The sequence below is a fragment of the Rhodococcoides fascians A25f genome, assembly GCF_000760935.2.
Taxonomy (GTDB): Bacteria; Actinomycetota; Actinomycetes; order Mycobacteriales; family Mycobacteriaceae; genus Rhodococcoides.
This window is the reverse complement of the sequence record NZ_CP049744.1, coordinates 4901997-4918290: the sequence shown is the minus strand read 5'-3', so window position 1 is coordinate 4918290 and position 16294 is coordinate 4901997. Positions and strand designations below refer to the sequence as shown.

The 16294-nt window shown below is 66.8% G+C and carries 13 protein-coding genes; 1 reads left to right on the top strand and 12 read right to left on the bottom strand.

Annotation, left to right across the window (positions count from 1 at the left end; translation table 11 throughout):
• Nucleotides 1-14: 14 nt before the first annotated feature.
• The 11 genes from BH93_RS23035 to BH93_RS22985 form a co-directional block, all read right to left on the bottom strand.
• On the bottom strand, nucleotides 15-1601 hold the full coding sequence (locus BH93_RS23035; protein WP_052064962.1) for an SCO6880 family protein: 1587 nt from the start codon (nucleotides 1599-1601) through the stop codon (nucleotides 15-17).
• 3 nt (nucleotides 1602-1604) lie between these two features.
• The gene (locus tag BH93_RS23030; protein ID WP_037172769.1) at nucleotides 1605-3779 is read right to left on the bottom strand and encodes a hypothetical protein; all 2175 of its coding nucleotides are present in this window, start codon (nucleotides 3777-3779) and stop codon (nucleotides 1605-1607) included.
• An 8-nt stretch (nucleotides 3780-3787) separates the two neighbouring features.
• On the bottom strand, nucleotides 3788-4522 hold the full coding sequence (locus BH93_RS23025; RefSeq protein WP_037172765.1) for a hypothetical protein: 735 nt from the start codon (nucleotides 4520-4522) through the stop codon (nucleotides 3788-3790).
• Nucleotides 4523-4590: 68 nt separating this feature from the next.
• Nucleotides 4591-5004, bottom strand: coding sequence for a hypothetical protein (locus tag BH93_RS23020; protein ID WP_037172763.1), 414 nt, complete (start codon nucleotides 5002-5004; stop codon nucleotides 4591-4593).
• 59 nt (nucleotides 5005-5063) lie between these two features.
• Nucleotides 5064-5657, bottom strand: a complete 594-nt coding sequence (locus tag BH93_RS23015) for a hypothetical protein (protein WP_037172762.1) — start codon at nucleotides 5655-5657, stop codon at nucleotides 5064-5066.
• Nucleotides 5654-7339, bottom strand: coding sequence for a peptidoglycan DD-metalloendopeptidase family protein (locus tag BH93_RS28155; RefSeq protein ID WP_037172761.1), 1686 nt, complete (start codon nucleotides 7337-7339; stop codon nucleotides 5654-5656). Before BH93_RS28155 ends, BH93_RS23015 begins: the two co-directional genes overlap by 4 nt.
• Before the next feature lie 145 nt (nucleotides 7340-7484).
• Nucleotides 7485-9566, bottom strand: coding sequence for a cutinase family protein (locus BH93_RS23005; protein WP_037172760.1), 2082 nt, complete (start codon nucleotides 9564-9566; stop codon nucleotides 7485-7487).
• A 39-nt stretch (nucleotides 9567-9605) separates the two neighbouring features.
• Entirely contained in the window at nucleotides 9606-10898 is a 1293-nt protein-coding gene (locus tag BH93_RS23000; RefSeq protein WP_037172756.1) for a MinD/ParA family ATP-binding protein, read from the bottom strand.
• Complete coding sequence (locus BH93_RS22995; protein ID WP_037173374.1) at nucleotides 10898-11554, bottom strand: hypothetical protein; 657 nt, start codon at nucleotides 11552-11554, stop codon at nucleotides 10898-10900. Before BH93_RS22995 ends, BH93_RS23000 begins: the two co-directional genes overlap by 1 nt.
• Before the next feature lie 74 nt (nucleotides 11555-11628).
• Nucleotides 11629-12222: a hypothetical protein gene (locus BH93_RS22990; protein WP_242459042.1), complete on the bottom strand. Its 594-nt coding sequence runs from the start codon at nucleotides 12220-12222 to the stop codon at nucleotides 11629-11631.
• Between the two features lie 48 nt (nucleotides 12223-12270).
• Nucleotides 12271-13590 carry a hypothetical protein gene (locus BH93_RS22985; protein WP_052064961.1) on the bottom strand — a complete coding sequence of 440 codons (1320 nt, stop codon included), beginning with the start codon at nucleotides 13588-13590 and terminating at the stop codon, nucleotides 12271-12273.
• 1125 nt (nucleotides 13591-14715) lie between these two features.
• On the opposite strand from BH93_RS22985, the gene BH93_RS22980 reads away from it, so the two are divergent.
• Nucleotides 14716-15168 carry a helix-turn-helix transcriptional regulator gene (locus BH93_RS22980; protein ID WP_037172755.1) on the top strand — a complete coding sequence of 151 codons (453 nt, stop codon included), beginning with the start codon at nucleotides 14716-14718 and terminating at the stop codon, nucleotides 15166-15168.
• A 95-nt stretch (nucleotides 15169-15263) separates the two neighbouring features.
• Here the strand turns inward: BH93_RS22980 and BH93_RS22975 are convergent, their stop codons facing one another.
• Nucleotides 15264-16268 (bottom strand): GAF domain-containing protein, encoded by a 1005-nt coding sequence (locus BH93_RS22975; protein ID WP_037172754.1) that lies wholly within the window; start codon nucleotides 16266-16268, stop codon nucleotides 15264-15266.
• Nucleotides 16269-16294: the final 26 nt, after the last annotated feature.

Sequence of the window (16294 nt, the reverse complement as noted above, 5' to 3'; positions counted from 1 at the left end):
CGAAATCTCCTGGGCTACTTGGTGTAGCGCGTCACGGCGAGACCGCGAGCGAAGGGCAGGGTGGTGAACAGGGCGACGTCGTGCGTGTCGTCCTGCCAGGTGATGGTTTTGATTGCCGATTCGTCGGCGGCTTCCTCCACGCGCATGCAGGCCCGCTCGAGGTCGTCTTCGTCGCGGCCCGTGACCGCGACCGCGAGGGAGTAGATGGTGCCGTGATGGCCCGAGCCCGGCATCAGATCGGTGCGTCGACGCCCGGACGCGGTGGCCATCACTTCGGCCGAGCCGTCGCCGGTGATGCCTTTGCGTGCGGCACTTTCCTGCGAGGCCCGGTCCTGGGTGAAGTCCTGACTGGCCGCTTCCCGGGCGACGGCGTCGGGCACGAAATCGACTCGGACACTGACTGTTCGGATCGTCGGTGAGGGCGGGTTCTCGTCGTCGCCGATGTCGGGGGCGACACCGGTCAGCAGCGGCGCGAGCCACAGCGGGCCCAGCGGAATGGGTTCGATGCTCGCCGGCGGGAGGAACCCGACACGGGTGTGCCAGCGCCGCGACACCACCACCGAGTCCTGGCCACCGACGTAGGAGGGCCAGCAGTTCGACCACCGCGCCCCTTGGTGGCGATCGAGTGGGTTCGACGGGTCGACGAACGCGCGGATCAACGCGCAGGTGCGCTGCTCACCGAGGACCTGGACACGGCCCATGCCGGCGGCGACGAGTTTGCTCACCGCACGCATCGTCTCGTCGCGGATCACCTGGGCGACACCGCCTTCGAATCGGGCACCTTTCCCACCTGCAGCCCGCGCGGCTTCGGCCTCGAACTGGTCGGTCTGGGGGAACTTGAGCACCACGTACGCCCGGTGCTCTTCCGAGTGCGGCCGGATGGTGTCGATGAGGTCGCCGTAGGACTCCACCGGTGCCCGCAGACGCATGTCGCCGAGCTTTTCGACCTCCCGCTCGACCCAGTCCTCGTGCATGGTCAGATCCGCGGGAATGGAGCGGTGGATCAGCTGCACTCCGCGGATGAGCGAGGTCTTGCGGGCCATCGAGGCGCTGAACAGACCGAACTTCTCCGATGTCGTCGCCCAGGCCGCGTCGGTGCGCAGCCCCCCTGCCAGGCCCTGCACGGACAGTACGACCGTGTAATAGGCCCGCTCGCCGGGGTTCGCGGTGCGGACGATGAACATCTCGTCCAGGCCGGTGCCGGCGACGTCGAGCGGGGCGGTCCGCCCGAGCGGCACCGGATACTCCCAGCCGGGGTCGAGATCGGCTACCCCGTAGGCAGGGTCGTCGGTGTTGCGATAGACGTGCTCCCCGCGCCGCATCCGCGACCAGTTCCGCAACCGGTGCATCTGCCGCGCCGCCAGGGAAACGTCTCCGAATTCGTATGTCGAGGCGAACACCCCGACGTAGAACACGGCCACGAGCCCGACGGTCATCGCGCCGCCACCGGCCGCGAAGTAGTACACGACGCCGATGATCAGAGCCGCGGTCCAGGTGATGAGCACCGGTGCCGAGATCCCGGTCATGCCGCGGCGCGCGATCTCACCGCCCAGGATGGAGGTTCTCTGCTCGCTGTCGTGCTCGACGGTCTCGGTCGACATCGCTTACCTGCCTTCGGCTTCGGACGGAGCGGACTCGGCACTGGATTTGGCTTTGTTCATCGCCGCCGCTGCGGACTGCGCGGCGATCGGCACCGCCGCTGCCCCGGCCGAGGCGACCGTCGCGGCCGATCCCGTCGCGAGCTTTCCGCCGAGTCGGCCGGCCATTCCCATGGTCGAGCGCTTCGATGTCGACGTCCCGCCCTTGTCGGTGCCGCCGCTGTGGGCGGTCCCGGTTGTGTGGCCGGGGGTGGAGTTGTTCGTCGGGGTCGAATGCGCGGATCGGGTGGCCTTGTCGACGCCGTCGCCGGAGCGGGTCGAGCGCGGTGTGACGGTCGAGCCGCCTCCGCCACCTCCGCCGCTGCGGCTGCGGAACAGTGCCGAGCTGCCCACGCCTCCGATCACACCACCGGCGACGGAGCCACCACCGCGGCCGAATCCTTCGGAGTCGGCCTTGGTCGGCAGGATCGGTGCCCATGCGAGCATCGCCCACGGTGCCAGGCCGACGACGACCATCGAGGCCCCGACGAGCACCAGAGCCCCGAGCGAGGTCAGGTCTCCCGAGCCGCCGCCGCCCGAGAGCAGAGCGTTGTTGGCCCCGGCGAGCACGATCGCGATGAGCAGGAACAGCATCGGCTTGCTGAGCACGATGCCGACGAACGTGAACAGTGGCCGCAGCGCTTTGGTTCGCCACGTCGGGTGCACCCACATGCCGTAGCCGATTCCGGCGACGCACGCGGTCAGCGGAAGCCCGATCTGGTGCATGAGCAGACCGAGGTAGACCGACATCGCGCCGAGCAGCAGGATGCCGAAGAAGACCAGGCCGACGATCGAGCCGCCGACGACGGTGTCCTTGTTCAGCGTGCCCATCGTGGCGTAGATGTTCTGCACCATCTCGGTGATCGTGAATCCGCTGAAACTGGCGATGCCCTCGGTGAGCACCGTCGCGAACTCGATCACCAGTTGAGCCAGGGCCAGGGAGAACAGCATCATCACCACCCCGGCGGGCATGTAGCCGAAGACGTTGGCCACCAGCTCCGATGGTGAGCCCTTGTGCCGTGATCGCATGATCGCCAGCAGTACCGCCAGCGACATGACCATGATTCCCAGACCTGTCGATCCGGCGTAATAGGTCACGAACCACTGCTGGGTGGGATCGAAGTCGCCGGTCGAGGTGAGCCCACGCAGCACGGCGTCGGTGAGGGAGAGTGCCCCGCTCTTGGTGGCGTTTACCCAGTCGTCGATGACGGTGGTCGGATCGGTGACGAAGTCGACGACGTCGTTCGCTGCCCCCGAGATCCAGGAGAATGCCTGCAGGTAGGCCTTGCCAAGCTTGTACTGCGGGGTGGCCGCGATGACCTTGCCGAGGGTTTCCTCGAGGCGCTCGGTGAACGACGTGTTCTTGTCGATCCAGTTCGCGGTGCCGGCGAACAATCGCCCGATCGACAGATTCCAGTCCTGGCAGCGGCTGGCATCTGCCCGTTCGGCTTTCGAGCAGTCGACGAAGAAGGCGTGCATGCAGTACTGGTCGCCCGAACCCTGTGAGCACGGGTCCGACCAGGCGGCGTCGGGCACCTTGTCGGCACCGGGCAGCGCTTTGATCGCGGTCAGCGAGTCCGCGTCCGGGCTCTGCGCCCAGGCGAAGCCCCACGTGCCCCATTCCTTGGTGCCCCACCGAGCGAGGTCCTCGGCGCAGGTTCCGGTTGGCGGGTGAAAACTGGTGTCCCCGGCCGGGAATACGGTCGGTAGAGCGTCGGCGGGTGGTTCGGTCCCGTCGGCGACGGCCTCACGGGTGATCTCGGCCGTGGCCTGGGCCTGCGGGTCGCCGCCGACCGCGCTCGCACCGTCGAGCATGACGGCTTTGTTCTCGTCCGATGCGGTCCAGTACAGGAGCCGGTTTTCGTTCGTGAGTGCTTGGGAGATATAGGTTCCCAGGTCGCCGCCGTGGTCTCGGCAGTCCCCTGCGAACCAGGGCCCGCTCCGAAATTCCTCGGTACCGCCGATGAATTTCTTGAGATCGTCCGGGAAGTGCGCGGGCAGCCTCGATGCCGGTTGCTGGGCGGTGACCGCACCCGGTGCGGGAGCGGGAACGGCGGAAGGCTGGGCGAGCGCAACAGCGGATGACCCGAACAGAGCCACCAGTGCGGCAGTGACCGCGATGAGAACGAGACGGCGAATCATGTTCTCTCCTAGTCGATGTAGAAGGTGTAGTACCCGGCGGTCAGTTGACCGCCGAGCGTGGAATCAGCGGCCGGGTAAGAGGCGTCTTCCGGCCGCGGGCCCTGGCGGTAGGACCAGTCCTTGGCCTTCCAGTCCCCGTCCTGCCAGACCAACGAGATGTCGGTGGTCGCCCACAGAGTGCTCACAGCGACGGTGCCGGTGTTGTTGATGTCGGACTGGGTGGTGGTCATCGACCACACCGAGATCTGCGCGGCGTCGGCAGCGAACGAGGACACGTGCACCGCGGCCGGCAGGGTGTTCATCACGTCGCTGCTCTCGTCGCGGTTGCTGCCGAGTTCGATCTCGCGGGCCAGTTCGGGGCCGGGGTCGGCGGCGATCATCGTCGAGCGGACATCGTTCATGTCGATGCGGCCCTGGCTGGCCTGATCGAACGCCTGCAGCACGTTCACCGCGGCCGTCGATGCGCCTTGGGTGTCGCGGGTGTAGCCGCTGGGGACACCGTTGTTCACCGTCGTGGGTCCGTGTACTGCGCGGATGGCATCGCTGCCGCCGGTCTCGTCGGAACCGCCCGACAGACCGACGACGATCACCGAGACGACGGCGAGGATCGCCAGGGCGACGGCCCCGAGAATGATCCAGCGTTTGGACCCGGACTTGCTGTCGGAGTGCTGATCACCGGAGACGGTGCCGGTGTTGGGGGAGCTGGGGGGTTCGGAGCCGACATTGCGGTAGTCGATGGCCATGATGAGTGCTCGTTTCTGCGGACGGTGCCGCGTCGGGGCAAAGAAAATGGAGGGTAGAGCCGGGTCGGCTACGCGCCGGGCTGGACGAGAAGCAGGACTGCGCCGACGATCGGCGAGACAGCGGCGACACCGCCCAAGATGATGAGGGAGAGCTTGAGATCCTCGCCCGCTTCGCTCAGATCGCTGGACATGTTGCGCTTGCGGGCCTTCCTGGAGGCGAGGAACGAGGTCAGTACCCAGAGGCCAGCGAGGGCGATGCTGGCTCCCCAGATCGCCGCGAGCAGGCGCTTCCACGTCTGGTTCAGGGCGGGCCCGAACAAGCCGATGTCCGGGTTGACCCCGTCGTACGGGTTGACCGCCTGTGCGGCGGCGACTCCGCCGGCCAGGACGGTCAGCGCGGCAGTGATAGCGAGGACGCCGAGGACGCGGCGTGCTCGGTGCGGTGTACGGGTGGTGGGGGTGGTGACGGATTCTGTGTCCATCGGGGGTTCCTTTCCGAAACGGGTTGTTCTGCAGTGAAAGCACACGAACGAGGTAGTGGCTATTTGTCTTGAATGCGGCTCACCTCCCAGCCGCCGGACCCGCGCCGCAGGATCATCGCGACGACCCTCTCGCTCACCGGTGCCCCGTCGATGCGTTGTGTGACGCGGTAGGACCGGTAGGCCGTCGAATCGATCCGCGGGGGAACGGGTTCGTCGTCGGCGACGAAGTCAGGGGTCAGGACCGCGCCGCCTGCGGCCCAGGCCAGCCACTGCGCGCCGGGGCTCGATTGCGCTGTAGTGGAGGTGATCTCACGCGCGTACTCGGAGGTGAGCAGCGGCGCGGTGCGGGCGGCGGCATCGTTGGGTCCGGCGTCGACGGCGGTGTTCCAGGTGAACCAGACCGTCAACGCCGCGGTGGCCACCGAGTCCGGGTCCTGCCGGTCCACCCCTGCCGCGAGGTCGGGCAGCACAGTCGCAGCCGGCGGCGGGGTGCGGGTGGGATCGCTGCCGCTCGGCGGGGGCGTACCCGGTGTCCACTGCTGCGCCGGAATCGACGGGACCTCGCTGCCGTTGTTGGTGCTTTCACCACCGCAGGCAGTGAGAACCGTTGCAGCGATGAGCAATCCGGTCAGGGCGGTGCGGGTGGTTCTCATCCGAATCTCCGTGCTGTCAGGCCGCTCGCGGGCGGGGTCCAGTCCGATACCTTCACGACGTCGCCGGACTGCGGTGCCTCGACGACCTTGTTTCCGCCGAGCCAGATGAAGATGTGGCCCGAGTGTGGTTGGATGATGTCGCCGGGAGCGAGCTCGCCGGGGGTGGCGATGACGCGGCCGCGGCTGTCGGCGATCTGCGCCGAGTCCTGGTGGGGGAGCACGATCGCGCCGCCGGAGGCTTGTGCGACGGCGTAGAGGACCAGGCCGGAGCAGTCGAAGCCGACCTTGTCGAAGTCGCCGATCATGTCCGCGCGGCCGCCGCCGTCGCTGACCCCGCGGGTGGGTCCGTTGCGGTCGCCTCCGCCCCAGGCGTAGGTGGTGCCGAGCCAGCGCATCGCCGCCGCGACGACGTTCTGACCGAACGGGCCACCGGGGACGATGCCCGGTGTGGCCTGGGGGACGGCGACGGAGAACGCCTCTGCTGCCCGTCGGGGAATCTTCGCGACGTAGTCGAGGGTTTCGGCGTTCTGGCACACCCGGCCCTGCGAGAGGGTCGCACCGGGCCCGCAGTTGTACATCGACAGGTACAGCTCGGTCAGGTCGCCGCTGAGCTTGCCGGCGGCGAGCGAGTCCTTGGCGATGCCCGCCAGCTCGCAGTCGTAGGCGGCTTGGCTCATCACCGCGTCGGCGATGCTGCGGGTGTCCTTGCGGCCGTCTCCGTCTCCGTCGACGCCTTTCGCGGCCCAGGTGGCGGGCATGAACTGCGCCGGTCCGTCCGCGCCCGATCCTGCGTTGTGGGCGTCGACGTCGAAGCCGCCCTCTTGTTCGAGCTGCGCGGCGACGACCGGGGCAGTGACCTCGGGGCACACGGTGCCGGCTTTGACGATCCACGGCTCGAAATCAGCGGGCACCGATCCCGGTCGCAGTCCGGTCGATCCGGCCGGGACTCCGCAGCCGGGTTTGATCGCGGCGGCGAGTTTGACCGACCGGCTCGATACGCCCTGCGCCGCAGCACCGGTGGTCGGGGTCGCGGCGGAGGTGGCGGCGAGGACGTCCGCGGTGGCGGTCGGGGCGGTGGCACCGGCGGCTGCGAGCCAGGCGACGGGATCGACCGGGCTCGATCCGGATGCGAGACGGGTGCCGGGCCAGACCTCGAAGTGCAGGTGCGGCCCGGTGGACTGTCCGGCGTTGCCGACGGCGCCGATCGGGTCACCGGCTTTGACGGTCTGGCCCGCGGTGACCCCGACGCCGTCGTCGTTCATGTGGCCGTAGACCGTCGAGAGCGACTGGCCGTCGACGGTGGTGTCGATGATGATCCAGTTGCCGAACCCGCTGGCGTGTTCGGCCTTGACGACCGTGCCGTCGGTGGCCGCGTAGATCGGGGTTCCGATCGGGGCGGAGTAGTCCTGGCCCTGGTGTCCTTCGGCTTCGCCGGTGACCGGGTTCGTGCGGGCACCGAAACCGCTCGTGGCCTGATAGGTGCCTTCACGCAGCGGCATCACCACTGTTCCCGAGTGCGGAGCCACCACGGCCGCGCCGGCCGGCAGGCACGTGCCTTCGTCGACCGGGGGCGTGCGATCGCCCGAGAGGACACCGAACATGCCGATCGCAGCAATGGCGGCGATCAGCAACAGGCTCAGTGCGCCGGCACTGCCCTTGCTGCCCTGCTGTGATGCTGCCATTGGTGCATGTCCTCACGAATCGACAAGATGATCAGTGCCCGCCCGGACACCTGTGGTGGTACGCGTAATTCGGTTGTGTTGCTGTAGTTTTCGGCTGCTCTGCGTCATGTCCGCCCGGCTGGAGAGCCTGCTCGGTGGCCGCCGGTCAGCCCCCGATCTTCTGGGTGAAGAAGTCGATGAGCCATTGCAGGGCGCTGCGGCCGGTGGAGTCGACCTTGAAGTCGCCGTAGGACTGGTGCGCACCGGAGGCGAAGAACGTCGCGGCGTCGATACCGGCACCGACCAGCTCCGCGGCATCGCCGGCACTCGGCGACGAGGCCAGTGAGACGAGACTGCCTGCCAGACCGGCGAAATCGCCGGTGGAGGCTTGCTGGCCGATCGCTGCGGACTGTCCGGTGACCTGGGTCTGTGATCCGAGTTGGTCGGGGCTGGTCTTGGAGGATCCGGCGAGCACTCCGACCGCGACCGAGGCGAGGTCGAGCCCGATGGGCAGCAGCTCGGCGGTGGCCGCGAGGTTGCCGGTTTCGAGGATCTTCCACGCGACTTCCTGAATCGCGCCGACATCGTTGGCCAGGCGGATCACGTCGACGTTGCCGAGCAAGCTCAACACCAGGGAGGCAATCTGCGCCGAGCCGCTGGGGTCGGGGATCATCGCCACCAACGCCGCCAAGGTATGCAGGTCCACGCCAGCGGCCACCTTCACGATCGGCGCGAACTGGTTGTTGAGATCACCGGCGATCTTGTGCGATCCCGCGACATCGAGAGCAGCGACCTTCTGCGGCAACGCGATCAGGTTGTCGACGATGCCTTGGTAGTCCAGGCTCGTGAAGCCGGTCGCGACGTTGACGACCTGGTTGACCACCGTCTTCGGCTTGAGCAGCGAAAGCACCTGCGTTGCCGAGGTCAGCGCATCCGGGGACACGGACTGCAACGGTGCGACCTGCCCGCTCAGGGTCGACGCGGTGCCGGCAAGGCCCGCGGTGGTGCCGGTGCCGCCCAGCACCGACGACGCGGTGTCGGCGATCGACGTCGCTGTGCTCAGGACTGCGGGAATGTCGATCTGGTCCAGCGCGTCGAGCACCGTCGAGGTCTTCGCCTCCGGTGATCCTTCCGGTGCGGTGTCGAGAGTCGAGCGGATTCCGGGATTCGCGGCGATCACCGACTGCACATCGGCGACCGGTTCGAGGGTATTGAGCAACGATGTCGCCGAGGCCCCGACGCTGGCGACCTGCGACTGAGTGCGGTTGGTTCCCACCGAGTCGGGCAGGGTGGCCACCCGCTCCCCGAGAATGGATGCGGTGTTCGCCGCACCGGCCAGATCGACGCGGGAGAAGTCCGAGACCAGCGACGACGAGAAATCGCTGACCCCTCCGGCCTGTGTCGGCGTCGCGCCCGGCTGCGTCCCGGCACCGGTCACACCGCCCTGCGCGGTCGTCGACGCCACTGCGGAACTCGACGCGGCCGGGGCTGACCCGGTTCCGCCCTGTCCGCCGGTGGCGGCCGGGTCGACGGGCTTGTTCGCCAGGACCTTGCCCAGGCCCGCGAGCAGACCGTCCTTGCCGGCGTTCGTCGAGCAGTACAGGTCCGTGGGATTGCAGAGCTGCTTGACCACCGGGGCCAAGGAACCGAAGCCTTCGGGCCGGACCCCGCCGATGCCCTGACCGTCGACCTTCGGCCCGACGACGGTGCCGCCGGCGGTGCCCTGGTGCGGATCGGCGACCAGACCGACTCCGAGAATCCGGGCCGCGGGAACGACGCCGCGTCCGTTACCGATCTCGGCGGCGACGTCGCCAGCGGCGTCCGCGCCTTGGGAGTAGCCCGAGAGCAGGAACTTCGACGTCGCGCACGCGGAGGTGAGGATGTTGTTGATGGCGCTCTTGCCGGTTTCCTTGCTGTCGGCGTAGGTGCGGCCCTTATCGAACGCCGACGCCGCGTACGCCGGGTAGTAGACCTCGATGTCGTTGCCGTACTTCTGCTTCAGCGCGTTACCGACGGTGGCGAGCATCCCGACCGGGGTGGTGGGATTCGCAGCGACATTGGTCTCCCACGTACCCGGGGCCATGATCGCGACGTACTTCGCGCACGAGGTCGCCGCCGTCGCTGCCGGTGCGGCGTGTGCGGGGACGGTGCCCGCGGCCAGGACCACCGCGGAGACGACGACGGTCAGCGCCGACAGTGTCCGGCGTTGTCGTCGCCGCGGGGTGGTGAGCGTTCTCTGGCCGGTCATGGTGTTCTCCTCGTGTGCTCGAGCGGGGTGGGGGACGGGTCAGGCTCCGCGACGGTCGCGGCTGCGCCGCTCCCACTGCGAGAGCTGTGGGGGTGGTGCGCTGTCGGGCTGGCGGTACACCGGCTGCGGGGAATACGGATCGGTGAACTGATAGGCCGCGCCGGCTCGCGCGGCGGCGACGTTGTCGGCGACCAGGGCGGTGACATTGGTGTAGGCCTCGATCGTGGCGGGCGGGAGGTCCTTGTAGACGATCCGATCGCCGCGGGCGAGCGCTGATTCGTACGGGGCCTGAATGAAATTGCCCTCCTGGACACCGAGATTGCGCAGATCCTCGAAGACCGCCGACGCCAACTGCGGGTTGGAATCGGGCGTCGCACAGGTCACGACGATCGTCGACGCCAACAGGTGCCCGTAGCCGCGGGCGATGATGCCCTCGAGCATTTGATAGACCTGCCGGGCGATGTCGAGGCGTAGCGGGAGCGGAACGACCAGGGCATCGGAATGCTGCACGGCCCACTGCCAGCTCTCGGCCAAGGGATTGGCGGCGGTGTCGATGACGATCAGGTCCCGGTGTCGGCGTAGCACTGCCATCACCGCGGCGCATTCGTCCCACCCCAGGTTGCGCTCACGGTCGGCCGAATTGTCCGCAGCGAGAATGTCTTCCATCGTCGGTTGACGCCGCAGGAACGCGTTGAGCGATCCCGATACCGCCGACGAGGAGGCCAGTTCATGGGCGTGGTCGAGCAGGTCCCACACCGTGAGCTCCGGATCGGTGGTGCGGGCGGCTCGATCGCCGAGACTGCCGAGTGACTCGCTGGCGTCGAAGACAGTCACCCCGTGGCCACGGTGCTTACCGAACGTCGAACCGAGCAGCACCGATGTCGGAGTTTTGCCCGCTCCGCCTTTGGGATTGATGACGGAGACCACCGAGCATCCGGGAAGGGGTTGTTGCACAACGCGAATCGACTGACGCAGTCTGACTTCCGCCGATGTGGGCTTGGGCTTGAGATGAGTTCCCAGAGCGGCGTTGATCCGGCCCCTCAGCCCTGCTTCGGCGGGCTCGGCGGTCGGGTCTTCTTCCTGGCGGTCGAACAGTCGAGCTCGGTAGAACGCTGAGGGGTCGACGTCGGGTGTCTCGACCGCTGCCAATGCGTCCTGCCCGACCCCGTACGGGTCCGGTGCGGTGTCGTCGGCCGACTCTTCTGCAGGCTGTTCGTCCGGTTCGGATTCGGGTCGGCGCAGGCGCTGAGCGCGGAGGTTGACGGTGTCCTCGGCTTCGTACCCCGCGACGGGGTTGTCGACGTCTGGGCGGCGTGGGTGTTGCTCGGCCATCAGCCGACCTCCGCTTGATCGTCGACGAGCAGATCGGAGAGCCGGATGGCCTGCCACGGACGGTGACCGGGATCCTCGCACCACACGGTGGCCGGGTTCTCGTCGTCGATCTCGAGGCGTTCGAGGTGCACTCCGTATCGCGCGGCGAGAGCGGCGAGCCGCGTGCCGTCGAGGTGCGGGTTGGAGATATGCAGAATCAGCCGGATCGCGGGAGCGTCGAGCTCCTCGCGTAGCTTGCCGGCGAGAAAGGCTGCCTTGCCTGCCGCCGAGTCGTCGGCCGAGGTCTGATCGCCCTGCCGAAAGACCGCGTCCTTGGCGTGAAATGTTCCGTACCAGGCTGTTTCGTCACCGTCTCCGACCACTGCGAAGCTGCCGCGCTCATCGCCTGCGGCGTAGAGCTCGACCAGCGGTGCGGCCGACGCAGCGGAGGCGACCGCGTCGGTGACCTGCTCGGCCTCGCTGGCGCGCAATCCGTCGTAGTCCAGGTCGAGCTGCTTGTAGAGCTCTCGTTTGATCTTCTGCCACATCGACCAGTCGGTCAGCCCGGACTTTTCGGCCCATGCGCGGATCTCGCTCGCGGTCGACGCCTCGAGGGTCTCGCGTGCCTGTCGTACTGCGGTGGCGGCCTCGGCCCATTCGCTCGCTGCATCGCTCATGTCCTGGCGTTCCTTTCGTGGTGGCTGTTCGCCGCGGTGCTGCGGCGATCTCGCGCTGTGGCGGCGGTGGGTGATCACGCTTGCTCGATGGCGGCAATGACGTAGCGACCGTCGACCTGGTCGGTGGTGATCCGTTGGCGGTACTGCGTTCCAGGCCCGTTCGGGCCGCTCTCGGTGAGGGTGAGGGTGTAGGAACCGGTGCGCGCCGGGTCGATGTCGAGGCAGTAGGTGGTGCCGACAGGGACGGTGGCGATACCTGCGTCGAGGTTGGCTTCGACGGAGAACGGGGCACTCGCCGGGGCGTTCGGTGACACCAGAGCGTGCGCGGCCGCGCCCGATCGCTGGACGTAGTAGGCGTGCTCGAACGCCGCGATGACCCCAGGGCCGCTGTTCTGATCACCGGCCGGCATCGAGCAATCCGGCCCGGCCGCAACAGTTGTCGGCGCTACGGAGGAAGAGATAACCGTATCGGTGGCTGTCGTGTCCGGCTCGGAGTCACCACCGCTGAACAACACAGCGGCGGCGACGGCCATGAACATGACAGCAGCCCCGGCTGCCGCGACCGCGCGTCGGCGCGATCGCGGCACACGGGGCGAGCTCGACGGCACCCCTGATCGGGCTGGGCCGGTGGCACTGGCAATCGGAGATGTCGTCGAACGGCGGATCATCTGGATGTGTCCTTCCTGGCTGGTTCAACTAGCTGGCTGTAGGGCGAATCAGGCGGGTGCGAACGCCGCCTGCAAGCCGCCGAGAGCGGCAGTGGCCTGATCGACCAGAGGAGCTGCAGCCGACTGCACCGTCTCGACGGTCTGAGCCACCTGCGGCTGTTCGAGGGCCTTCGAGGTGAAGCCCTGCACTGCCGAGGCCGCCGGTGCGGTCCACACCGACGCATCGTCGACGGCTTTGTCGACGATCGGAGCCGCGTTCTGGACTGCGGTGTCGGCCGCCGCGAGAACCTGGCGGCCGTTCGGGTCGGCAGCGAGAGTGTCGCGAACCTGCCCGACAGGGCCGGGGAGATCGACTGTCGCGGCCGGCGGAATCGCCGGGACGCTGTCGGCGGCCGGAGGAACAAACGCCGGGGCGGGGGCCGGCTCTTCGATGATTTGCTGCTCGCCGCCGAGAATGGAGGCACCGAGGATGCCGCCGATGACAGCGCCTGCACCGGTCAGGCCCAGCACGATCGGTGCCGACAGGGCTGCGCCGACGCCTGCTCCCGCGAGTGCTGCCGCTCCGGGGATGAAGACCCAACCCACTGGTCCTCCCCAGATGACAGCACCGGTGCCTGTAGTGGCGGCGACACCGAGGCCGCCGCCGATAGCGGCTGCGGTTCCGGTGATCACCGCCGCCGGCACCACAGATGCCGCGAGACCGACAGCGCCACCGGTTATGACACCGGTCGCGGTGCCTGCGGCGATGCGATCGGCGCGAGGAGCATCGGCGAACCCGTTGTCCACGAGCCAGTTCCCGCCGTCGGCCTGGAGCGCGGCCACGGTGTTGTTGAACTTCTTCACCTGGTTGCGGTCGACCAGGTTCGGGTCGTACGGCACCAGTTCTCCGCCGACTAGGACGTAGCCCTCAGGTGCGTCGATCGGGGCGATGACCTTGCGCTGCACGGTCGGGACCGGCGGAGGCGGAGCTGACTGCAATGCGGGTGGTGCTTGGGCCGGTTCGGCCTGCGGCGGGGGAGCGGGCTCGTAGTAGCTGTTTTGGTACGAGGACTGCTGATTACCCGACTGATAGTCGTCGAAGCTGCGCCACTGAGTTTCCTGCACCCGCTGAGACGGTGGGATGAAGAACTCGCGCTCCTGAGTCGGGGCAGGCGGCGGGGTGGCCGGTACCGTCTGCGGTGTGCTCGTGACCCCCGGTTGTGATCCCTGAGGACTGGTCACTCCCGGCTGCGATGGTGCAGCCTGAGCAGGAGCGGCCTGCATAGTCAGGCCGGCGATCGTCACCGCGGCCACGGCGGGCAGCGATTTGATCACCCGCCCTCGCTTCTTGGATGAGCGGTGGTGTCCGGTGTCCTGTGGTGCTGGCATTGGTGTCGATCCCTTCCTGGTGCGACCCGGTGATCGGGTCGTGCTGGTGAATGCGATTGCGGAGCAACCGTTCTGGCGACAATTGGTTTTAGGTAAGTCGGTCGAGAGAAGTGGATGGGTGCATGCGATCCATAGGTTTTGGGCCAGTCGCACGCACCCATCACGTGCTAGAGGCTCAGCGCCAGCCGAAGACCACCGACCAGAACCACGGCTGCTGGAAAATCCACATCGGGTATCGGAATCCTTTCTGTGCGAACGGGTGTGAGTCCGAGGGGTGATGTCCCGGCGGGGCCGCGCAGCGCTGAACATGATGAAATGCGCTCACTGCGCGACCCTCGCGCCGGTCCACCGGTCGAGCTACAGGGCGCGGGGGAGCTCCTGTAGCTCACGAGTGGGACTATCAGCGAAAGCCCACCCGAGTCGGGTTGCAGTCCGGACTGTCAGGTCTAGGGCTTACGGGTAGGAATTGACCGCTCATTGCACGATGTGGATGGACCCCACTCGGCTAGCAGGGCTCCGTCGTCACCGATGTATTGGTGGCGACCGGAATGCCCTTGCTCGAGCGAGCAGGCAGTCAAGTCGCCGTGTGTCCGATTTACGACGATTGACGCGCAGAACTGTTTCTGCGCGAGGAAATTTGGCATCATCGCGTCCCGTGCGGCACTCACCTTGATTCGCCCCCGTAACCCCGGCGAAAGCGGCGATGTCGGGCGGATACACCTGCCGTCGCACCTCGTCCGTAACGGCCCAACGCTGAACTTCGGCGACGATAAATGCTGATGTCAGCCGTCGACGGCAACTGTGATGCGGCAAGGGCGAAACACGCGAACATGTAGAACTCCCGACAGGAAAGATCGGACGGAACCTGTGAACAGACCGACCTGACGTCCCGCGCTACAAGCAGTGCCGAGATCGACAAGCACCGAGGAATCCCTTTTGGGCGCGCATCAGGACTGTAGAACAGGTTAGGTGCACCGCGCAATCGGTTCTGCTTCGTGAAACTCGAATCGAATGGATGCATAGTCGCAACAGTAACGCGCAACTATAAAACGCACAAGAGTTCGAGGCTGCGGTGGATCGAGCAAGATGGGACTGTCTTGAAGGTTCGACAGGGAGTTGGGGACAGTGCCGCGAAGCGGAGTTCGTGGGTTTCGCGCCGACCGGTTGCGTGAGCTGCGGGTACGTGCGGGGTTCAGCGCTGACGACCTTGCGGCCAAGGTGGGCGCGACCAGGCAAGCAGTATCGACCTGGGAAACGGGGCGCTCAACGCCACCGCCTGCGACGCTTGGCCGAATTGCGAACGCCCTGCACACGTCCGTAGCGGCGCTGGTTCCGATCCCGGAGTCTCAGCTCAAATTGTCCGACCTGAGGGTGCATGCGGCGCTGTCCCAGGGCGACGCTGCGCAGCTGCTCGGGATGTCGACTACCGTTCTCGCCGACATCGAGCGTGGGCGAAAGTCCGAGACCGAGGAGCGCATCGAGTCGTTCGCCGAAACGTATGGTGTGTCGACTCGAACAGTGGCAGCTGCGTGGAGTCGAACTCGCGATGCCCGCACGACACGCGCACAATCCCTGTAAAGGACGCAACTAAAAAACGCACTTGTTGCGTAAGCGCCTCGGCCGCTTGCGGTCCGTAACAGTCTCTGTGAGTCCGTGGGGATCCGCCAGTTTATTTACTCCTCGCACAACTCGGTCAGAGTGACGAGTGCGGCCGTGGTGTGCTGATCGAGTGAAACTAGAACGGCATCGACTGTCATCGGCTTCCAGTCGCCATCAAGAGTTCTGAACCGAAGCACGCCGTTAGTGCGTTCGCGTGCGAGTGCGTTCGACATTTGCTTCGCAATTGTTATGTCGTCCGGATGAATCGCCGGTACAGGTTCGCCAGGAAGGTTTTCCCAGCAGATATTCGGTGCAGGTTCGGAGTTGTACCAGCGAAGTAAGCTCAGATTTCTAAGGTTGACCAGTGCGCGGTACTCGCCCTCCTTTGTGGAAGCCTCCAGAACGCGATGCTCGAGAATCGTGGGTGGGGGAGCGATATTGATTTCACCTGCGGGGCCGATGTCGTGGGTGATACCCCGCAGGATGACTTCGGTGCCCGAAATCCCGTCTTCGGCAATCATTCGGCACGAGAAGTGCGCGGCCCGAAGTTCACCGTCGTCCCGCCTCACTGTCCAGACCGCTTGGTGAGTGGTGCCCGGCGCTGATTGCACGATCTTGGCCATCGCTTCGCTCTCGTCACGGTTGGTGACCAGTCGGGTGAAGGCTCCCGCGAGTGCACGCTGGGTTTCGCGCTCGTCTGGAGGAACGCGGTAAAGGTCGAGGAGATCGCCGCTCCCGCTTGCCGTGCTTTTCGTGAGGTTGAAATGCCACGCCCCGGCGGCGTCTCGCGCAGGCGGAGTCTCTTCGCGCTGGCCGAGCCACACCCACGCACCATGTGTGCGACCCGCGAAGGTTCGCAGTGGTTCGGCCAGTACCCGCCTGAAGCGGTCTTTGCACAGCCGATCCACTCGGGCTCCTGTTGAAAGCGCCTCCGCTACCGCGGCCACTGCCTCGTTGCGGCTGGCGGAGCTGCGGAGAACATTACGAGGTGGGACAAAGGATTTCGGCGAAGACCCAACTCCGATCACGGACGGCTCTGCGTCTCCGAACGTCTCTATCAGGATCCAGCTATTCGACATAGTTGACCGACCCCCGCAGGTCTGGT